Below are 18821 nucleotides of genomic sequence, written 5' to 3' on the forward strand. Positions count from 1 at the left end.
CAAAGCCTAAACGAAATAAGGCATGAGCCTCTACCTAGTAGAGCTCATGCCGATTTTTTGTTAGCCGGGCTTTCGCGCTTTCCGGCGATACCAGATATATAGCCCAAGTGACCCGAGTACCGCCCCCAACAACCCCATTTCGATATCCTTGACCGAATCCCAGACGTCCCCCTGCAGTCCCACGTAATCTCGGGCCAATTGGCTTTTCATGATCAACGCAATGCGCATCTCGAAGATTTCGAAAATGCTGCTGAACGTCACGAGCAAGATAATCGGGATGAGCAAAGTCCATTGCTTGGCAAGACCGGACAGCCGGACGAACCATTCTCGGACCGGATAAGCGAGCAGAAAGCCGAACAGAAAATGAACGACCCGGTCGTAATAGCTCCGTTTGGTATCGAACGCCGATTTTAGCCAGTTGTCGAACGGGGTAGCTGAATAAGTATAGTGAGCGCCATATGTATGGAACACGAGGTACAGCAGGATGAAGAAGTAAGAGAGGTTTGAAAACTTAAACTTCCTGTACGTCAACCCCAGAACAAGCGCGGTGAGCGCAACCAGGATGTTCTCCAGCAGCCATTCCCCCCGACTCGTCGGCTTAATGGCCGCCACGATCCAATACGCGGCATACAGGAGCAGCATCCCGTGAAGCAGGCGGTTTCCTTTCCAACCGCGAACCCGGTAGGGGGACGCTTGGACGGCGGATGTTGGAGGTTTCTCGTGATGTCGGTCTCGCCCTTCCATGGCGGGCCCTCCCTACTTAAGACTGGATTCTGAGTTATTGGCGCGAACGCACTTCCAGAATGGCGAACTTCAAATAATCTCCCTCGTCCACGCCCAAAATATGCGGATGGTCCTTGCCCGCCCCATGAAAGTCAATCAGCCGGACAACCTTCCCTGCATCGGCCGCAGCCGCGTGAATCGTTTCGAGGAACAACTCCGGCCTCACATGATACGAGCAGCTGGCCGTCACTAAGTAGCCGCCCTCGTTCACCAGCTTCATCGCATGCAGGTTGATGTCCTTGTACCCTCGGCAGGCCGATTCGACCGCGCTTCGGGTTTTGGCGAACGCGGGCGGGTCCAGAATGACGACATCCCACGTCCGGCCCTGGGCGGCCATCGGCTTCGACGTGTCCACTTTCTTGGCGGAGGAGCCTTCGCTCCCCGTGTTTGCCCGGCTCTTCCGTTCCTCTAACCCGCGAACCTGCTCCCGCAAGTAGTCGAACGCATCCGCCACGACGAATTCGACGCGGTCCTCGAAGCCATTCAGCTCCACGTTGCGCTTCGCGCTCTCGATGGCGTGCTCCGAAATATCGAGGCACGTCACCTTCTTGGCGCCGTATAAGCAGGCGTGGAGCGTGAAGCTTCCCGTATGGGAGAAGCACTCCAGCACGCTAGCACCGTCCCAATATGGGAACGTCACTTCCTTGCCGTTGGCGTTAACCGGAGCCAGGCGGCCTCCCGATGGGTCATCCGACTCGATCCGGCGCAGGGCAATCCCGCTCCGCGCGCCCCAGCCTGTCATAAGCTTGGCGATGGAGGCGCGATTCTCCCGCTGGTCGAAGAAATAGCCGGTTTTCTGGCCTTCGACGATATCCACTTCGAGCTGCAGGCCGTTTTCGACGATGCGCACGTGTCTGGGGCAATCTCCGTACAGAACACCCGTCCGCGGCTCCAACCCTTCCAGCCGGCGTACCGGCACATCGCTCCGCTCGTAGATGCCGCTAGGATTCATTACCTCTCGCAGCGCCTCCACGATCGCGTCCCGGCACAGATCCATGCCGAGGGACAAAATCTGCACGACGAGCACGTCGGCATACTTGTCCACGACTAGACCGGGAAGGAAGTCCGCTTCCCCGAAGACGAGCCGGTACGCGTCGGTGTTCGTCACGAACCGGTCCCGGTGTGCCAGCGCCTGGCGAATCCGGCCGACGAAGAAGTCGCGGTCCATTCGTTCTAGCGGAGAGTAGCTGACGATACGGACCGTAATCTGCGAGTGCGGATTGATATAGCCTACCGCGAGCGATTGCCCTTGATGCGTCGTCACTTGCACGAGGTCGCCGGGCTCATAGTGTCCGTCGATGCGTTCGATTTCATTCTGATAAACCCAAGGGTGCCCATGCTCCACCCGTTTCTTCCGCTTGCGGTCCAACACCACCGTTGCCATCTTCCGATCCGATCCTCCTCGTATGTAAGGGCCTGACACCGCTTCGCCCACCGCCAAAAGCTTGTCATGCCCGTCCTTTCCCCCACATATTCTTGAGTATGTCCTTAATCCCCACAAAGTGATGCAAATCTCTTAAGATGATTCCTTTTACTTTGCGAGGGCCCCGGGATACTACAATCCCATTCCGTAAAAACGCAAAAGGAGCCCCAATATGCTGCAGCACATCGTTCTCCCGCTTCTCGTCGGCTTAGGCGTCTTCCTGACCGGGATGAAGGTAATGGAGCTTGCGCTTCATCAATGGGCCGGTCCTTACTTGTCCCGACTGATCGAGCGGTTCACCCGCACCCCTCTGCGAGGCCTGCTGATCGGAACAGGGGTCACCGCCGTCCTCCAGAGCAGCAGCGCCATCACCGTCATCTGCATCGGCCTGGTGAATACCGGGCTGATGACGTTTCCCCGTACGCTCGGCCTCATTCTCGGCACGAATATCGGCACATGCCTGACGACGGAGCTCATCGGCCTAAACCTGACGAGGCTCGCGCTGCCGGTACTGCTCGGCGCGGCGGCCGTCTGGCTCGGGACGCTCGCGCTCGTCCCGATCCGCTCATTCCGCACGCGGCGCTGGCTGCACAGCGTGCGATGCTTGTCCCTCGCGGCGTGCGGCTTCGCCGCCGTCATGCTCGGCGTCGAGGTGATGCAGACGATCGTGCCCGAGCTGCAGTCGCGCGGTCTGTTCGCGTGGTTCGTGGACCATGCTCAGCGCAGCATACTGTGGGGTGTATTCGCGGGCATGATCGTGACCGCACTCATCCACAGCAGCGCCGCGGTCATCGCGATGACGATGGGGCTCGCCTCCGTGCAGGTCGTGCCGGTCGAGGTCGGCATCGCCATCGTGCTCGGCGCGAACGTCGGCACGTGCGTCACGGCGCTCATCGCGAGCATCGGCGCGAGCCGCAGCGGAAGGTTCGTAGCGTGGTCGCACATCGCGCTCAACGTTGGCGGCGCCGCGCTGTTCTTGCCGCTCCTGCCGCTCCTGCACCAAGCCTCCGTCCTGCTCAGCGAGTCGGCCTCCGGGCAAATCGCCCACGCGCAGACGCTGTTCAACATCGTCAGCTCGCTCCTTGCGCTTCCGCTCTGCTACTTGCCGGTCTTCAATAACCGCCCGTCTGCGTAGGGGCCGCACCGCCCGCGCCGCTCAAGATCGCGACGCCGGAGCTCGTGCCGAGGCGAGTCGCCCCCGCCTCCAGCATCGCCACCGCCGTCGGCCAATCGCGTACGCCGCCCGACGCTTTCACTTGCACATGCGGCGACACCGACGCCCGCATGAGCCGAATGTCGTCCAGCGTGGCCCCTCCGGGGCCGAAGCCGGTCGACGTCTTCACGAAATGCGCGCCGGCCTGCTCCGCCAGCTGACAAGCGGTGCGCTTCTGCTCCTCGTTCAGGAAGCCCGTCTCCAGAATGACCTTGACGATCGCCTGATCTTCGACAGCGCGCACGACTTCGCGGATATCCGCTTGTACCGCGGCGTGATTGCCTTCCAAGAGCAAGCCGATCGCGAGCACCATGTCGATATCGCCCGCTCCCTGCTCCGCGGCCCGGGCCGCCTCGAACGCCTTCACGGCGGAAGCGGACGCGCCGAGCGGGAACCCGACGACAGCACTGATCTTGACGTCCGTGCCGGCCAGCTGTTCGCGACAGAACGGCACCCAAAATCCGTTCACGCACACGCTGTAGAAGCGGTGCTCGGCGGCCTCGCGGCAAAGCTTATGTATAGCCGATGCCGTAGCATCGGCCTTAAGCAACGTATGGTCGATCGTAGATGCGACTTCGGCGATAGATGGACTCATCAGGGTTTGACCTCTTTTCCAAGTAGTTGCAGGGCCCGTCTCAGGACAATCTCGTTGTTCGGGTATCCCTGCTTCGTTTGCTTGCTCCAGGCTTCTTCCGGCGACACCCAATCGACGGCATGAATTTCTTCCACTTGCGCCTCATGCGTACCGTCCATCGCTTGCACTAAGTAATAGTGCACTTCCTTCTCTATAGGGCCATGCACGGGATGCTCATATTGGTACGACACGGTCTCTAGCTTCTGATGAATCCGGCCGCGAATGCCGGTTTCCTCTTCGATCTCGCGAAGCGCGGTCTGCTCGATCGTCTCGCCCGGCTCCATCTTGCCCTTCGCCAGCGTAATGCGGCCGTAGCGGTCTTCGATCAGCTGGATCATCACTTGGTCGCCGGTGCGCCGGAATACGACGCCGCCTGCAGAAATTTCTTTCATGCGTATCCTCCCCTTTCGTCATCCAAATCGGTGTACTTCATATATACAAGAAGGATTCCGTCCCTATTCGCAAGAGACGAAATCCTGTCGTTGCACAAAATCCCTTACTGCGCCGCCGCCACCGCTGCCCTAGCGGCTCCCGGCCGTACGTCCGGACGCTCCAACACCCGCACGAGTTCTCCCTGGCATTCGTTTACGCCGGCTTCGGTCACGCGTACCAGGCACACTTGGCCGATCATGTCCTTCGATCCCTGGAACACGACGTTCAGGTAGTTGTCCGAGTAGCCCTGAATGAGGCCGCTGTCCGGCGCTCCCTTGTACGTCCGCTCCGGGATGACCTCCACCTCGGCGCCTACATAGCGCTCGGCATAAGCGAGCTGCATCTGCTCCGACAAGTCGATCAGCTCGTGCACGCGCTCGTTCTTCACTTCCTCGTCCACCTGATCTTCCATCCGCGCGGCAGGCGTCCCGGTCCGTTTGGAATAAGGGAACACATGCATCTCGGCAAAGTCCATCCGCTTCATGAACGCGACGCCCTCACGGAACATCTCTTCCGTCTCGCCAGGGAATCCGACGATCACATCGGTCGTGATCGCAACCCCCGGCATCGCCTTGTGCAGCTGGGCGATCTTCTCGCCGAACTCCGCGGTCGTATACTTGCGGCGCATGCGAGCGAGCACGCGGTCGTCTCCGGCCTGGAGCGGAATGTGCAGATGCCGGCACATCTTGGGCGACTTGTTCAGCACCTCGATCACCCGGTCGTTGATTTGGCTCGCCTCAATGGAGCTGATGCGGATGCGCTTCAGGCCCTCCACCTTATCCAGATCCCACAGCAGGTCGGCCAAACCGTAAGCTTCCATATCTTCCCCATACCCGCCGGTATGAATACCTGTCAGGACGATTTCCTGGTACCCGGCTTCTACGAGCATTTGGGCCTGCTTGATGACACTCTCCGGCTTCCGGCTGCGCATGAGCCCGCGCGACCACGGAATGATGCAAAACGTGCAGAAGTTGTTGCAGCCCTCCTGAATTTTCAGGAACGCCCGGGTCCGGTCGTCGAACTGCGGTACGTCCAGCTCTTCGAACTCGCGCGTCTTCATGATGTTCCGCACCGCGTTGATCGGTTGGCGCTCCTGCTCGTATTGGCGGATGAGCGGCAGAATCTTATCCCGATCCTGCGTCCCGATGACGAGATCGACGCCCGGGATCGCCAGCAGCTCGGCGGGCGACGTCTGCGCGTAGCAGCCCGTCACCGCGACGACCGCATCCGGATTGCGCCGGATGGCGCGCCGGATAATTTGGCGGCTCTTCTTGTCGCCGGTGTTCGTAACCGTGCACGTGTTAATGACATACACGTCGGCCGTCTGCTCGAAATCGACTTGCTCGTATCCTTCATTTTTGAACAAATGCCAGATTGCTTCCGTATCGTAAAAGTTGACTTTGCAGCCCAGCGTGTGAAACGCCACTGTGGACATCGCCGTCAGCCTCCCATCTCTCCTGTTTCGTATAACACGCATGTCAAGCCGACCATGCCGGCCGTCTCGGTGCGGAGGATTCGTGCACCCAAACCTACCGCCACGCAGCCCGCGGCCTCTGCCTCCTGCAGCTCCTGCTCGGTGAAGCCACCCTCCGGCCCGATGACGAGCAGGACGGTCCGCCCCGCACGCGTCTCCGCCGAATCGGCCGGGAACGCGTCCCGCAGCGCTTCGCGGAGCTGTCGGCCGCTCGGCTTCTCGTAGCAAAAAAACGCCGCGTCCGCCTCCGGTACACGGTTCAGCAGCTGCTTCCACGTTAGCGGAGCTTCAATCACCGGCACGCGGTTGCGGTGTGCCTGCTCGGCCGCTTCCTTGGCGATCTTGCGCCAACGGTCGACCCGCTTCGCTTCCTTGCGCTCATCGTACTGCACGACGGTACGGGCGGACAGGAACGGGAGGAAGCGCGCGGCTCCGATCTCCGTACCTTTCTGGATGACGAGCTCGAGCTTGTCTCCCTTGGGAAGGCTCTGTGCAATCCAGACGTGCACCGCCGGTTCGGCCGTGAGCGGCAACGTCTCGACGACGCTCGCCCGGACGATGCCCGGCTCCAGCGCGGTAATCTCGGCCAGCACCTCCCGGCCTTGACCGTCGCTGCATATGATTGTCTGACCGGGGCGGGCCCGCATTACCTTCACCAGATGGTGGGCGTCGTCGCCGGTCAGCACCGCTTCCGTCGCCGTCAATTGTTCGGGCGCAATAAAATATCTTTGCATCTCGTTCGCTGTCACTCTTTCCGGGGAATATCCACCCTACATCTTACCTCTTTTCGCGCGAAAAAGCTACCGAACCGGAAGCAGCCCGGGTTGCCGGATCCCGCCGAAGTGATATTTGCATTTCGTTACTGAGCTGGGAGGGATACAATAAACAGTAGTCCAATTGGAAACGGAGAGAGCGATATGAATATACAACCTATCCTTTCTAAGATTACGGAACGGCTTAAACAAATCGATGGCGTGCAAGCGCTTGTTCTAGGCGGTTCACGAGCCAGGGGAACCTACCATCCCAACTCCGATATTGATATCGGAATCTATTATACCGCCAGCGGCGGATTAGACATTGCCGAGCTTCGTCGGGCTGCCTCCACCTTGGATGACGATAACAGAGACAACTTAATCACCGACATCGGCGGCTGGGGACCGTGGATTAACGGTGGCGGCTGGCTGAAAGTGAATCAAGTCTCGGTCGATTTTTTGTACCGCGAGCTTGATCAAGTATCAAACGTAATAGACCAATGACATCGCGGGGATCTCACAATCGACTATCAACCGGGGCATCCTCATGGGTTTCTCAATTCCATCTATCTGGCGGAAATCGCGTTTTGTAAGGTGTTATGGGATCCGTCAGGTGTTGTTGACGCCATGAAAACCAGAACAACCCCCTACCCGCCAACGTTGCAAAGAGCCACCATTCAAAAATTTCTATGGGAAGCCAGGTTCTCCCTGGAGATCGGGAAAAAAGGGATCTCTAAAAAAGATTTGGCCTACATTGCCGGATGCTGGTTCAGGGCAATCGCTTGCTTGAATCAGGTTATGTTTGCCCTAAACGAAACTTACTGGATGAACGAAAAAGGAGCGGCTGCCATCGCCGACTCCTTCAACCTGGCCCCAAGCGAGTATTCCAATAGAATCAATCAAATCTTGACCTTAGTGACCGACGAGCAAGCCGTTTTGCAGAAGTCTCTCCGCCTGTTAGGGGATCTGATTCATGAAACCGAGCAGCTCGTGAACAGGTCTTGAAGCAACTCAACCTTTAAAAGATCGCAATCGGTAAGAAACGTACCGGACCACACCTTGCTATATTGGAGCGGGATGCCGTTGAAGGCACCGACGGAATAAACCGTCAACTTTACAACGGGAGGATGAGCTTGATGCGGAAAGTTATAGTTTCGGAAATGGTTTCGATTGAAGGCTTCATGGAGGAGGCGAGGGGGCAGCTGGATTGGTTCGTTCAGGATGAAGAACTGAATGAGTATGCCATGAACCTGCTTGAATCGGTGGATGCCATCATTTACGGCCGGATTACCTATGAAATGATGGCCGGCTTTTGGCCGTATGCTCCAGGCGATTTTGCCGCACGCACGAACGAATTGCAAAAATATGTAGCGACCGGGACGCTTACAGAAACGCCATGGGGAACATGGAACAACGCCCGGCCAATAAGCGGAAACCTGGCGGAAGAGATCGCACGGCTGAAGAAAGAGCCGGGGAAAGACATGGTGATTTACGGCAGCGGCAGCATCGTCCGGGAATTGACGGAACACGGGCTCATCGATGAGTACAGGCTTATCGTGAATCCGGTTGTGCTGGGGAAAGGCAAACCGCTCTTCGGGTCTTCAGACCGGATTAACTTGAACCTGCAAGAGGCTAAAGCTTTTCCTTCGGGCGTAATTGCATTGACCTACGTAAAGAGTCGCTAGAGGCCACCGAGACAACCTGCCGTATGCTTTCGTGAAGCCTTCTTGCGCCACTATCCCCTCCGCTCAGATCAGGGCTCACCGACCCTGTGAGCGAAGGGGATATATTACAAATGCCTACATCTTAATTTTGACCGTACCCGTCATCCGACTCGGCCGGCTTCGAGGCCACGAGCTCCTTCACCGGCAGCATCGAGTCCGCCGGGACGTAGTAGTGGAAATAATTGTCCGAAATCGCGCCAAGCAGCTGGCGGCGGATCGGGCTCGCCCCTTCGAGCAGGCTGTCCGATGCCCGGTGATAATCGATCGGCCGCATCCACAAGTAGCTGTAGCCGAGAAACAATTGCCGGCGCGTGAACTCGCTGCGGTTCGGGGACCCGGAATGCCACAAGTTTTGGGCGAACAGGAACACATCCCCCGGCTTCCCGCAGATCGGCACCTCGTCCGGAAGCTCCTCATCCACGTTCGTATGATCCGGCTGGAAGGGCCGGTTATGGCTGCCTGGAATCACTTTCGTATTGCCGCGGTTCGGCTCGGACATGTCGCTCAGGATGTAGCACGTCTTGATATAATACGTCCCGATGACGCCGTTCTGCGCATGGAACATCGGCCGCGGTCCGTCCTGATGCCAGTTAATGAAGCTGCTCGTCGGAGTGGCGAGGTCGTTCGGATTCGGCTTCCTCACGGTCAGATGGGAGATGTGCAGCTGGATATTCAGCCCCAGCAGCCGGACGATTAACGGCAAGACGGTCGGCTCGTCGATCAGCGACGCCACCTCAGGATGACGCTCTACAGTGTTGTAAATGTTGTAGGACAACGCCTCCGGCTCTTGGGCGAGAATATCGTCCACGGCTGCGTTCAGCTTCTTGACCTTGGCTTCGTCCAGCACGCCCCTCAGCAAGACGTACCCCTGTTCCTGAAATGTCTTCGCAATCGTGTCCATATCGAACTTCTCGGTGCTCGTCGTCATCGGAACACTCCCCTTTTCGCATTAAGATAGCTCGATTATACGGGGCAGCCCGGAAGCCTGGCCTTGAACATTTTTGCTTGCGTTAGCACAAATTTTGGCAGGGGTCATGTATACTGGATGTACGAGTTCTGGAAATGGAGGGGGAAGCCGGATGCTATCGTGGAACGATCAGCTCGACTCCTATGAGCATTCGTCCGCAGCCGTATTGGAAGGCTATATATCGTCGCTGCATGACGTGTATGGGGTATCCGTCAACCTTCACGATCTAGCGGGCTTGACCCGGATCGACGACGACATGGGGCGGGTGCTGACGCCTTACTTGTATCACAACAACCCGTTCTGCAACTATCTGAAAAAACACGAAGCCGCCTTCCGCGACTGCGTCAGCAGCAAAAACGTGCTGTGCCGCCAATGCAGCCGCCGCGATAAACCGTTCTTCAGCAAATGCTACATGGGGGTCGAGGAGCTGCGTTATCCGCTATATTGGAGGCAGCGGCTGCTTGGCATTCTGTGCGTGGGGCTGTTTACTTCGAACGAGTCGGAAGCGCTTGTACACCTGGAAAAACAAGCCGGGAAGTACAAGCTCAATCCAACCGAGCTGAAAGAGCGATACCTGGCTTCGCTCGCTTCCGACGATCTGAACGTTCGAACGCTGACCCATCAGGTCGGGATGTTGGCCGAATATTTGATTCGGCTGTACGAGCAGTTCCTGCATACGCAAGGGGTTCCTAACGTAGAACGGGCCGCGCGCGCTCATAAGGAGAATTACTTGCTCGAGCAAGCCCTCGACTACATTCAGGAGCACTATGCCGAGGCTCTGTCGCTCCGGACGATCGCCGCCCATTGCTACTGCAACGTCTCCTACCTCAGCACTCTTTTCAAAATGAAAACCGGCACGACCATAACCGACCACATCCATCTGACCCGGCTCACGGAGGCGAAGCGCTTGCTGGACGTCACGACGCTGCCCGTCACCCAGATCGCATTCCGGACCGGCTATAGCGACTCGAACTATTTCGCCCGCGTCTTCCGCAAATATATAGGAAAAAGCCCCCTGCAATATCGCGACAGGAGGCTTTGATAGAGACCGCCTACAAGACCCAATCGGCAAACCGGAACAACGCCCTCATGATGTCGAGGGTCCAGCTTAAGATCGGCTGCAGCGTAACCCGGTTGATCGGCGGGATGAACGCCATGATCAGGAACGCGAAAATGCCCCATTGGACGTTCTGCTGCATCCGGATCCGGATATGGAGCGGCGCCAAATCTTCGATAATCCGGTAGCCGTCGAGCGGCGGCAGAGGAATCAAGTTGAACAGGAACAAGAGCGCGTTCAATTGGATGAGGTAGCCGAAAAAAACATTGACCGCGTCGATCACCCCTTGGGAGCTGCCCGCCAACACACCGTGTTTGTCCAAACCCACATAAATAAGCGTGCCAATAAGTGCGATTAATAGGTTGCTGAGCGGGCCTACCGCCGAGACGACGATCCCCATCAGCCTCGGGTGCTTGAACCTTCCCCGGTTCACGGGTACCGGCTTCGCCCAGCCGAAGCCGGCGATCAGGATGAGCAGCGTGCCGAGAATGTCCAGATGGGCCATCGGGTTCAGCGTGACCCGGCCCGCGTCATACGCGGTCCGGTCTCCGAACTTGTACGCCGAGTACGCGTGTGCGAATTCGTGTACGGTGAAGGCGATGATCAAGACGAGTAAAATAAACGGCAGATGTTCGAGCGGGTAGCGAAAAAATCCGCCTAAATCCATACGGTCACCTACGCTTTCTTCGCCACGAAGGCGATCCAATCTTGATCGCGATGCTTGGCTTCGATGGTGAAGCCGGCCGCCAGCAAGCCTTCCTCCACCGCTTCTTCCTTGTTCTTGTAAATGCCGGAGGCAATATAGGTGCCGCCTGGCTGAAGGGCCTCATAGACGTCGCTTACGAACAGCAGGATGATCTCCGCCAAGATGTTCGCGACGACCAGCTCTACGGGCAGCTTCACGCCCAGCCGCCCTTCCCGGGCAAGATTCTCGTCTCGCAGGACGCCGAGCAGGTCGCTCTCGGCCACCGTGATCCGGTTGTCCAGGTCGTTCAGCTTCACGTTCTCCCTGGCGCTCGATACCGCTACGGGGTCCAGATCGAGCGCCAGAACCCGGTTCGCGCCGAGCTTCGCTGCGGCGATCGCGAGGACGCCCGAGCCGGTGCCTACGTCGATGACGTCCACGCCCGGCCGAATTGTCAGCTCCAGCGTACGCAGGCAGAGCGACGTCGTAGGATGCGTGCCCGTCCCGAACGCCATGCCGGGATCGAGCTCCAGGATGAGCTCATCGGGGTGCTCCGGCGTGTACTCCTCCCATGTCGGCTTGATCGTCAGCCGGTCGGAGATGCGCAGCGGCTTGTAATATTGCTTCCACGCCGTGGCCCAGTCTTCCTCGTCCACCTCACGGGTCTCGATATCGGCGCGGCCGGGGTCGATCTCGATCTCGTCGCGCAGCATGACGACGAACTGCTTCAACTGCTCGACGAGCGCATCCAGATCCTCCGGCTCGGCGAAATACGCCTTGATGACGGCCTCCCCCTCCGGGATGTCGTTCAGCGGCTTCTCGTACCATTGGCCGTAGGAGGTGTCCCTCTCCTTGTTCAGCGTGCCGGACTCCTCGATGGACACCCCGCCCGCTCCCATTTCGTGAAACGCGTTCGAGATCATCTCGATCGCTTCTTCCCTCGTGTATATCGTAATTTCAAACCAGCGCATCGATTCCCTGTACTCCTTCTTCTCTCTAGACTATTCGGCAATTCTTCCCTATTGTACTATACCGGATGACCCTAGTAAAACCAGCCGCACAGTCATTGCGGATCGGTCGATGGCTGCGCCTCCGCCGAAGTGGAATGCTTCGGCCGGTAGCGGTTCGGCGAGACGCCGGTCCACCGCCGGAACTGGCGCGAGAAATGGCTCGCGGAGCCGAACCCGAGCTGCTTCGCGATCGACTCGATCGTAAGATTCGTTCGGACGAGCAGCTCCTTCGCTTCCTTCAGCTTCAGCGTGCTGATGTATTGACGCGGCGAGAGCCCGTACACCTTAGTGAACACCTTGGTGCATTGGCTCCGGCTCATGCCGAGCTTGCCGGCGATACTGGCTACCGATACTTCGCCTCCATGGATGTCCAGATTCAGCAGCTCCTCGATACGATGAGCCGTGTCCGCTTCGTAGAAGGAGATCTCGCCAGCCATTGTGTTCTCATGGGCAGTCGGGTTCAACGGTTGCTCGCTTGCCTGCAGGGCGATCCACTCCCGGATCAACAGCAAGATATACGCCTGCACCGCTAGCACGTCCTCATAAGGCAGCTTGACGATCCGGACGACCTCGTCCTGCGCCGCCGTCATCGGTTGGGCTTGCACCAGCCGTTCCAATTGCTCGAGCTGGTTCAGCAGCCCTTGGTGTTGTACACGTCCCTTCGGGATATGCGCGAACGGATCGCGCGCGAGCAGGCGGCGTACGTCTCGATCGTCCACGTCGAAGTGCATGTTGAAGAAGCGGTAGCTGCCGCCCGCCTCATTGCGCAGGCCGTGCCGCACGCCGGGCCGAATCAGAAGCCAGTCGCCGGTCTCGAGCCGGACCACGGACTGTTTGATGTTCAGCGTAACCTCTCCCGTCTGGCAGTACAGCAGCTCGAACAGGTGGTGATGGTGCACCGGATACGTCCAGCCCGCCGGCTTTTCCCCGAACAGGCAGCCGGTCACCTGCAGCGTGCTTGTAATATTCGGAAAATGGATTTCGGCCTCCAACGTTTTTCGCCTCCTCTTTCGCCCTATTTTAGCACAGCCCCGACTAACGATGCACAAATGGTCAAAAAGATGGATGCATTGGACATTGTGTATACTCATCCGATTTTCTAAGATACGAGTAGGATCCAATCGCAACTTCATGCAATCCGAGAGGAGAACGAACATGCTTACGATACAAGGCAATCAATTTCTTTTCAACGGCACCCCCATCACCCTTTTATCCGGCGCCATTCATTACTTCCGCGTCGTTCCCGAGTATTGGCGCGATCGGCTGGCGAAGCTCAAGGCGTGCGGCTTCAACACCGTGGAGACGTACGTCCCCTGGAACTTGCACGAGCCGAAGGAAGGGCAATTCAACTTCGAGGGCATCGCCGACTTGGTCCGGTTCGTGCAGACCGCAGGCGACCTGGGCCTGCATGTAATCGTGCGGCCGAGCCCGTATATATGCGCGGAGTGGGAATTCGGAGGATTGCCCGGATGGCTGTTGGCCGATTCGGACATGCGGCTGCGCTGCTTCCACCGGCCGTACCTCGACAAAGTCGACGCGTACTTCGACGTCCTGCTGCCGAAGCTCGTGCCGCTGCTCAGTTCGAACGGAGGGCCGATCATCGCGATGCAGATCGAGAACGAATACGGCAGCTACGGCAATGACCAGGCGTACCTCGCCTATCTCCGGGACGGCATGGTGAAGCGCGGCATCGATGTGCTGCTGTTCACGTCCGACGGGCCGACCGATTGGATGCTGCAGGGCGGGACGGTCGACGGTGTGCTGGCCACGATCAACTTCGGATCGAAGCCCGCGGAAGCGTTCGCCAAGCTGAGGGAGTACCGACCGGACGATCCGCTGTTCTGCATGGAGTTCTGGAACGGCTGGTTCGACCACTGGGGTGAAGAACACCATACGCGGCCGGCGGAGGATGTCGCCCAAGTGCTGGACGAGATGCTGGCGGCCGGAGCTTCCGTCAACTTCTACATGTTCCACGGGGGAACGAACTTCGGCTTCTACAACGGCGCCAATTGCTTCGCCAAGTATGAGCCGACCATCACGAGCTACGATTATGACGTGCCGTTAAGTGAATCGGGCGAGCCTACGGAGAAATTCTACGCCATCCGCGAAGTGATCGCGAAATATGCCGATATCGGCGAATGCGTGCTGCCGGCTCCGGTCCCGAAGCGCGCTTATGGCCGGGTTGCCTTGACTGAGCAAGCGCCGCTGTTCGCTAACCTTGACGCCCTGTGCCGTGCGCCGATCGAGCGGGTATGTCCGGAGCCGATGGAGAAGCTGGGGCAGGAGCTGGGGTTCATCGCCTATACCACCCGTGTGTCGGGGCCGAGAACGGATGTCGAGCTGCGGGTGCAAAACGTGCACGACCGTGCGCTAGTCTACCTGGACGGAACGTACGTCGGGGTCATTGAGCGCGTCGAAGAGCAGCCACGGTCCGCACCGCTCCGGCTGAGCATTCCGGCAGGCGGCGCTCAGCTCACGCTGCTGGTGGAAAATATGGGTCGGGTCAATTACGGCTATCACATGTGGGATCGGAAGGGCATAACGGAAGGCGTACTCCTGAACAACCAGTTCCTCTTCGGGTGGACGATTCACCGGCTGCCGTGCGACGACTTGGCCGGGTTAACCTATACAAGCTCCGGCGCGAACGCGAATGCAGGATTGACCGAGGCGGCCGGAGCGTCTGTCAGCATTCCGACATTCTACAGGGGGACGTTCCGAGCCGACCCGTCGGCCGACACGTTCTTGCAGCTCGACGGCTGGACGAAAGGCGTCGTCTGGATCAACGGCTTCAACCTCGGCCGGTATTGGGAGCGGGGGCCGCAACGGACCCTATACGTGCCGGGTCCCCTGTTGCGGGAGGGCGACAACGAGATCGTCGTCTTCGAGCTGCATGGCACCGGGCAAGCGTCGGTCGAGTTAGTGGACACGCCGAATTTGGGGTAACCCCCATACAAAAAGGTTGAGCAGAGGTTTTTCTGCTCAACCTTTTTTCATACCCAATATTCGAATCAATCAGCTCAGACCTGCTTTAGTCAATCCGAACGCAGCGTCAGCCGAGCCGGGTACCGTCTGGAAGGCGATGTTCACGCGATTCCAAGCATTGATCGCCATGACGGAGAAAGTCAGGTCCGAAATTTCCTTCTCCGAGAACTGCTCGCGAACATGGTTATATACTTCGTCAGGCACGCCATGCTCAGGCAATTTGGTCAGGATCTCGGTCCATGCGAGTGCAGCCCTTTCCCGAGGAGTAAACAACGCCGATTCCCGCCAAATCGAAATCAGGTAAATTCGAAGCTCGCTCTCGCCATGAATCTTAGCCTCCTTGACATGCATGTCCAGGCAGAATGCGCACGCATTCATTTGCGAAGCCCGGATGTGAACGAGATCGCGGATCTTCTGCTCAATGGCGCTATTCTTCTCGGTATTGCTGAACTCCATTAACTGCTTGAAAAATTCCGGGGACTCCTTCATGTAGTTGATACGCTGTGTCATAACTGTACCTCTCTTTACTTTTATTTTTGTTTACCCTGAATCGAACATAGAACGACGCAGGGACTCCTTGTGTGACATATGCGTCCTGCTAAATTTTGCATAGGTCCATACCGGTTCGTCCATAATATTACCGCCATAAGCGATCTTTATCACCGAGGTAACCAACCATCAGTTTCATCGCCAGCAGCATCGAAGTGAATGAAGCTTATCTCCGAACCCAATTCAGTATTCGAAAAGCCGCAACTCGACCGACATCTCCTGACGCTGTCACAAAACTCCGCCTTTTCTTGTCTATGTAATTGGCAAGAGACGCTTCATTAAAAAAGACGGAGTGAAGATAGATGCAACAACTTTACAAGCAATATAAATCCTTGTTGTTTACACTCGCCTACCAGCTGACCGGATCCGTTTCCGATGCGGAGGATGCCGTACAGGACGTTTTTGTGAAGATTTATGACGTTCCGCCGGAGAAGCTGGCCGAGCCCAAAGCTTATCTTTGCAAAATGGTCACGAATCGCTGTCGGGATATGCAAAAGGCGGCGCGAAAAAAACGGGAACACTATTTCGGAGAATGGCTTCCGGAGCCTTTTCTTAGTTCGAATGAGGATTCGATGGAGTCGGTGATTCGGGACGATCTCTTGTCTTACGCTTTGCTTGTGCTGCTGGAACGGCTCTCGCCTACGGAACGGGCCGTTTTTGTCTTGCGTGAGGCACTGGGCTTTGACTATCACGAGGTAGCCGGGCTTTTAGAAAAAAGCGAAGTGAATTGCCGAAAACTATACAGCCGTGCCAGTGCTAAGCTGGGGATAACCTCGGAGGAGCTTAGTCATTTTGAAACGGCGGACAACGAGTGGGTCCGGCGCTTCTTGGCCGCCCTTAAGCAAGGGAATCTGGAGCAAATCCTGCCCATGCTCGATGAAGAGGTCGTGCTCGTCTCTGACGGCGGTGGCAAAGCCGTTGCCGTTGTCGATCCGATCGAAACGAGAGATCGCGTGGCGCGGTTTCTTCTCGGTCCGGTTCGTCAGGCTTCTATGCTCGATGGAAAAGCGGTCTTTGAACTCGCTCAAGTGAACGGACAACCCGGATTTATTCTCCGTTCGAGCGAAGGGATTCATACGGTGGGCATGTTCCATGTGGCGGGGAATTTGATACGGAACTTGTATATCATCCGGAACCCTGATAAATTGAAGTATTTAGGAATATGAATCCGCTGCTTGTGATAGGTAGTCTCGTTCTGATTTCCTAACGACGAGACTATGGATAAAAATACTGTTTCACCTTCCCTTTGCCATCGTACACTTCTATTTCAGCATACGCCCCGTTAATAAACGTTATTTGAGGGGGAACATGCCCGCAATCGATCTCAGAGACAATAGGGATTTGGAGTTCCTCGTGCAGCTCCTTATACACGTCTTCGAGAGTATACTCATCGACAGGTTGATTGGCTCCGCTTCTGCCGAACATAATGCCGCTGCAATGATTGAACCACCCTGCCAATTTCATTTGGACGAGGGACCTGCGCAGATCGGCTGTGTTCAGTTCACAATTTTCCAGGTACCAAATGATCGGTTCCCCGTTGATATACGATTGTTGAAAATAATGCACATCCCCATACGGCGTACCGATCAAATGTCTAATCACATCGACACATCCGCCAAGTAAGCGGCCTTGCATCCTCACAGCAGCATCGGGCATCCCTATCCAATAAGTCGGCTCCGTTAGATGAAAGACATTTGGCGAAGATTCAGACGATATCCACTCTTTCTGATAGGAAGTCGAGGAAAACTGCAGGTTGAACTCACCAACTTTGGTGGATAAAACAGATTGCCACATTGCCGTCGTTGCATCCGTTGATTCTCCTCTCAAATCGATGAGATTCGTCCCATGGGCGGTTGCAATGCCTGTCTTAAGCGTGACAGCCAATAATAATAAGCTGATGTCGGAATAGCCCAAGATCCACTTTGTACTCATCTGGTCGAAGTCGATGTGCTCGAGGATCTCGATCAGCAACTCGCCTCCCCAAGGGGGAATAATGAGGTGAATGTCCGCATCCCTCATCATCCTGTTGAATTCAGCAGCCCGAGCTTGGGCTGCCGCCGATTTCGCCTTATGCTGCGACCAAATCGTTTCCCCGCCTATCATCGAAAACCCCATTTTTTTCATCCGGTCTATTGCGGATTCAAGCAAAAGGTGCAATTCTTCTCGTACTCCCGACGAGGGAGCTGTTACTCCAATGGTCGCGCCCGGATTCAGTACAGGATATTGAATCATTATGGTAAACCTCCCTCGCCTCTCTTACACCCGATCACCTTCATCCACGTCTGCATGAACATCCATTCGCCCGCTTGATTGCGGTAAGGGTCCATACCCGTTGTGTGAATGCCGGTCGCCGCTTCGGTCGCGAAGGCTTGCAGGATGCGCTCCGCCACCTCGTCTCCCGCCTTCGTCATGCGCAGCCAGTTGCCGGCATGTACCGGGACGCGAACCGTATCCGCGCTCGTCACGGCAATTCCCGAAGCTTCCGCTAGCCGTATCAGCTCGCTCCCGGTCAAAGCAACCGTATGGGACGGATCGCGCAGGCGCTCATAGTGATTATAGGCGTAACCCAACTCGGCTTCCTCGGGGGAGATCATGTCGATAACGCCGATGACGCCGTCGCTTCGGCACGCTCTGGCCATCTCGTTCAACACCTTGTCCGGATGCACGAAATGGTGGAACGCGAGCCGCGAGACGACCACATCGAACTGTCCGTTCTCCACTGGAAGTTGTTCGACATTCCCCTGAACATACCTCACATTGTCGATCCCTTGCTCCACCAATAGTTGACGGCCTTGGCGGATCATGTCCTCCGACAAATCGACTGCGGTTACTTCCGCGACATGCGGAGCGAACGCCCGGCTCACTATGCCGGTCCCAGCCGCAACATCCAGCACCTTCATCGTACGGTTGAGCTCGAAGCTGTTCACGACCCAGCTCAACAGCTCCGCATTGTTAAGTGTCAGTCGGGGATTGCGAAAATGCTCCGCTTGTTCCTTGAACTGCAATCTGATTTCCTTCTCGTTTCCCTGTTTCACTCGTCTCATCTCACCTTTCTCGGCTCTTCTCAACTCAAAAACCATTTTGACAAAAGATAGCAACCTGCGCTGCTGCCTTGCGTCTATGTTATTAGGTCTGG

20 protein-coding genes are annotated in these 18821 nt (G+C 57.1%); 7 read left to right on the forward strand and 13 right to left on the reverse strand.

The genetic code is table 11. The features are described from left to right. Positions 1 to 60: 60 nt before the first annotated feature. A complete protein-coding gene (locus tag ACI5FR_RS11790) occupies positions 61 to 744 on the reverse strand; it encodes a DUF2238 domain-containing protein (protein WP_405454612.1) in 684 nt (227 codons plus the stop codon). A gap of 34 nt (positions 745 to 778) precedes the next feature. Next, a complete protein-coding gene (locus ACI5FR_RS11795) occupies positions 779 to 2167 on the reverse strand; it encodes a class I SAM-dependent rRNA methyltransferase (RefSeq protein ID WP_405454614.1) in 1389 nt (462 codons plus the stop codon). Positions 2168 to 2378: 211 nt separating this feature from the next. On the opposite strand from ACI5FR_RS11795, the gene ACI5FR_RS11800 reads away from it, so the two are divergent. Continuing rightward, positions 2379 to 3341 carry a Na/Pi cotransporter family protein gene (locus ACI5FR_RS11800; protein ID WP_405454616.1) on the forward strand — a complete coding sequence of 321 codons (963 nt, stop codon included), beginning with the start codon at positions 2379 to 2381 and terminating at the stop codon, positions 3339 to 3341. On the opposite strand, the gene deoC is transcribed toward ACI5FR_RS11800, so the two are convergent. The 4 genes from deoC to ACI5FR_RS11820 form a co-directional block, all read right to left on the reverse strand. Further along, a complete protein-coding gene (gene deoC, locus ACI5FR_RS11805; protein WP_405454618.1) occupies positions 3319 to 4014 on the reverse strand; it encodes a deoxyribose-phosphate aldolase in 696 nt (231 codons plus the stop codon). The two genes, ACI5FR_RS11800 and deoC, sit on opposite strands and share 23 nt — an antisense overlap. After that, positions 4014 to 4445: an NUDIX hydrolase gene (locus tag ACI5FR_RS11810; protein ID WP_405454619.1), complete on the reverse strand. Its 432-nt coding sequence runs from the start codon at positions 4443 to 4445 to the stop codon at positions 4014 to 4016. Before ACI5FR_RS11810 ends, deoC begins: the two co-directional genes overlap by 1 nt. Before the next feature lie 104 nt (positions 4446 to 4549). Beyond that, on the reverse strand, positions 4550 to 5920 hold the full coding sequence (mtaB, locus tag ACI5FR_RS11815) for a tRNA (N(6)-L-threonylcarbamoyladenosine(37)-C(2))-methylthiotransferase MtaB (RefSeq protein WP_405454621.1): 1371 nt from the start codon (positions 5918 to 5920) through the stop codon (positions 4550 to 4552). A gap of 5 nt (positions 5921 to 5925) precedes the next feature. Further along, a complete protein-coding gene (locus tag ACI5FR_RS11820; RefSeq protein ID WP_405454623.1) occupies positions 5926 to 6693 on the reverse strand; it encodes a 16S rRNA (uracil(1498)-N(3))-methyltransferase in 768 nt (255 codons plus the stop codon). A gap of 183 nt (positions 6694 to 6876) precedes the next feature. Here ACI5FR_RS11820 and ACI5FR_RS11825 point away from each other — a divergent pair, with 183 nt between their 5' ends. From ACI5FR_RS11825 to ACI5FR_RS11835, 3 genes are all read left to right on the forward strand, one after another. Beyond that, positions 6877 to 7215 carry a nucleotidyltransferase domain-containing protein gene (locus ACI5FR_RS11825; RefSeq protein ID WP_405454625.1) on the forward strand — a complete coding sequence of 113 codons (339 nt, stop codon included), beginning with the start codon at positions 6877 to 6879 and terminating at the stop codon, positions 7213 to 7215. Positions 7216 to 7290: 75 nt separating this feature from the next. Further along, a complete protein-coding gene (locus tag ACI5FR_RS11830; protein WP_483875161.1) occupies positions 7291 to 7716 on the forward strand; it encodes a DUF4037 domain-containing protein in 426 nt (141 codons plus the stop codon). Positions 7717 to 7847: 131 nt separating this feature from the next. Beyond that, entirely contained in the window at positions 7848 to 8396 is a 549-nt protein-coding gene (locus ACI5FR_RS11835; RefSeq protein WP_405454629.1) for a dihydrofolate reductase family protein, read from the forward strand. Between the two features lie 121 nt (positions 8397 to 8517). On the opposite strand, the gene ACI5FR_RS11840 is transcribed toward ACI5FR_RS11835, so the two are convergent. Beyond that, positions 8518 to 9363, reverse strand: coding sequence for a phytanoyl-CoA dioxygenase family protein (locus tag ACI5FR_RS11840; RefSeq protein WP_405454631.1), 846 nt, complete (start codon positions 9361 to 9363; stop codon positions 8518 to 8520). A 151-nt stretch (positions 9364 to 9514) separates the two neighbouring features. Between ACI5FR_RS11840 and ACI5FR_RS11845 the strand changes: the two genes are divergently transcribed. Further along, positions 9515 to 10444 carry a helix-turn-helix domain-containing protein gene (locus ACI5FR_RS11845; RefSeq protein WP_405454633.1) on the forward strand — a complete coding sequence of 310 codons (930 nt, stop codon included), beginning with the start codon at positions 9515 to 9517 and terminating at the stop codon, positions 10442 to 10444. A 10-nt stretch (positions 10445 to 10454) separates the two neighbouring features. Here the strand turns inward: ACI5FR_RS11845 and ACI5FR_RS11850 are convergent, their stop codons facing one another. The 3 genes from ACI5FR_RS11850 to ACI5FR_RS11860 form a co-directional block, all read right to left on the reverse strand. Continuing rightward, positions 10455 to 11126, reverse strand: coding sequence for a site-2 protease family protein (locus tag ACI5FR_RS11850; protein WP_405454634.1), 672 nt, complete (start codon positions 11124 to 11126; stop codon positions 10455 to 10457). An 8-nt stretch (positions 11127 to 11134) separates the two neighbouring features. Next, complete coding sequence (prmA, locus tag ACI5FR_RS11855; RefSeq protein WP_405454636.1) at positions 11135 to 12115, reverse strand: 50S ribosomal protein L11 methyltransferase; 981 nt, start codon at positions 12113 to 12115, stop codon at positions 11135 to 11137. Positions 12116 to 12207: 92 nt separating this feature from the next. Next, positions 12208 to 13146, reverse strand: a complete 939-nt coding sequence (locus ACI5FR_RS11860) for a helix-turn-helix domain-containing protein (protein ID WP_405454638.1) — start codon at positions 13144 to 13146, stop codon at positions 12208 to 12210. 163 nt (positions 13147 to 13309) lie between these two features. On the opposite strand from ACI5FR_RS11860, the gene ACI5FR_RS11865 reads away from it, so the two are divergent. Then, complete coding sequence (locus ACI5FR_RS11865) at positions 13310 to 15097, forward strand: glycoside hydrolase family 35 protein (protein ID WP_405454640.1); 1788 nt, start codon at positions 13310 to 13312, stop codon at positions 15095 to 15097. Between the two features lie 69 nt (positions 15098 to 15166). On the opposite strand, the gene ACI5FR_RS11870 is transcribed toward ACI5FR_RS11865, so the two are convergent. Continuing rightward, positions 15167 to 15646 carry a carboxymuconolactone decarboxylase family protein gene (locus ACI5FR_RS11870; protein ID WP_405454642.1) on the reverse strand — a complete coding sequence of 160 codons (480 nt, stop codon included), beginning with the start codon at positions 15644 to 15646 and terminating at the stop codon, positions 15167 to 15169. A gap of 341 nt (positions 15647 to 15987) precedes the next feature. Between ACI5FR_RS11870 and sigJ the strand changes: the two genes are divergently transcribed. Then, positions 15988 to 16851: an RNA polymerase sigma factor SigJ gene (gene sigJ, locus ACI5FR_RS11875; RefSeq protein ID WP_405454644.1), complete on the forward strand. Its 864-nt coding sequence runs from the start codon at positions 15988 to 15990 to the stop codon at positions 16849 to 16851. A 49-nt stretch (positions 16852 to 16900) separates the two neighbouring features. Here the strand turns inward: sigJ and ACI5FR_RS11880 are convergent, their stop codons facing one another. Further along, the gene (locus ACI5FR_RS11880) at positions 16901 to 17917 is read right to left on the reverse strand and encodes a S66 family peptidase (protein ID WP_405454646.1); all 1017 of its coding nucleotides are present in this window, start codon (positions 17915 to 17917) and stop codon (positions 16901 to 16903) included. Continuing rightward, positions 17917 to 18720, reverse strand: coding sequence for a class I SAM-dependent methyltransferase (locus ACI5FR_RS11885; protein WP_405454648.1), 804 nt, complete (start codon positions 18718 to 18720; stop codon positions 17917 to 17919). The genes ACI5FR_RS11880 and ACI5FR_RS11885 overlap by 1 nt, the downstream gene beginning before the upstream one ends. Positions 18721 to 18821: the final 101 nt, after the last annotated feature.

Origin of the sequence: Paenibacillus sp. HJGM_3 (assembly GCF_045062745.1) — a bacterium.
Classification (GTDB): domain Bacteria; phylum Bacillota; class Bacilli; order Paenibacillales; family NBRC-103111; genus Paenibacillus_AA.

What these genes read in the sequence shown, in the direction of transcription:
- ACI5FR_RS11790 (WP_405454612.1), bottom strand. Translation starts at nt 744, where the DNA reads ATGGAAGGGCGAGACCGACATCACGAGAAACCTCCAACATCCGCCGTC.
- ACI5FR_RS11795 (WP_405454614.1), bottom strand. Translation starts at nt 2,167, where the DNA reads ATGGCAACGGTGGTGTTGGACCGCAAGCGGAAGAAACGGGTGGAGCAT.
- ACI5FR_RS11800 (WP_405454616.1), top strand. Translation starts at nt 2,379, where the DNA reads ATGCTGCAGCACATCGTTCTCCCGCTTCTCGTCGGCTTAGGCGTCTTC.
- deoC (WP_405454618.1), bottom strand. Translation starts at nt 4,014, where the DNA reads ATGAGTCCATCTATCGCCGAAGTCGCATCTACGATCGACCATACGTTG.
- ACI5FR_RS11810 (WP_405454619.1), bottom strand. Translation starts at nt 4,445, where the DNA reads ATGAAAGAAATTTCTGCAGGCGGCGTCGTATTCCGGCGCACCGGCGAC.
- mtaB (WP_405454621.1), bottom strand. Translation starts at nt 5,920, where the DNA reads ATGTCCACAGTGGCGTTTCACACGCTGGGCTGCAAAGTCAACTTTTAC.
- ACI5FR_RS11820 (WP_405454623.1), bottom strand. Translation starts at nt 6,693, where the DNA reads ATGCAAAGATATTTTATTGCGCCCGAACAATTGACGGCGACGGAAGCG.
- ACI5FR_RS11825 (WP_405454625.1), top strand. Translation starts at nt 6,877, where the DNA reads ATGAATATACAACCTATCCTTTCTAAGATTACGGAACGGCTTAAACAA.
- ACI5FR_RS11835 (WP_405454629.1), top strand. Translation starts at nt 7,848, where the DNA reads ATGCGGAAAGTTATAGTTTCGGAAATGGTTTCGATTGAAGGCTTCATG.
- ACI5FR_RS11840 (WP_405454631.1), bottom strand. Translation starts at nt 9,363, where the DNA reads ATGACGACGAGCACCGAGAAGTTCGATATGGACACGATTGCGAAGACA.
- ACI5FR_RS11845 (WP_405454633.1), top strand. Translation starts at nt 9,515, where the DNA reads ATGCTATCGTGGAACGATCAGCTCGACTCCTATGAGCATTCGTCCGCA.
- ACI5FR_RS11850 (WP_405454634.1), bottom strand. Translation starts at nt 11,126, where the DNA reads ATGGATTTAGGCGGATTTTTTCGCTACCCGCTCGAACATCTGCCGTTT.
- prmA (WP_405454636.1), bottom strand. Translation starts at nt 12,115, where the DNA reads ATGCGCTGGTTTGAAATTACGATATACACGAGGGAAGAAGCGATCGAG.
- ACI5FR_RS11865 (WP_405454640.1), top strand. Translation starts at nt 13,310, where the DNA reads ATGCTTACGATACAAGGCAATCAATTTCTTTTCAACGGCACCCCCATC.
- ACI5FR_RS11870 (WP_405454642.1), bottom strand. Translation starts at nt 15,646, where the DNA reads ATGACACAGCGTATCAACTACATGAAGGAGTCCCCGGAATTTTTCAAG.
- sigJ (WP_405454644.1), top strand. Translation starts at nt 15,988, where the DNA reads ATGCAACAACTTTACAAGCAATATAAATCCTTGTTGTTTACACTCGCC.
- ACI5FR_RS11880 (WP_405454646.1), bottom strand. Translation starts at nt 17,917, where the DNA reads ATGATTCAATATCCTGTACTGAATCCGGGCGCGACCATTGGAGTAACA.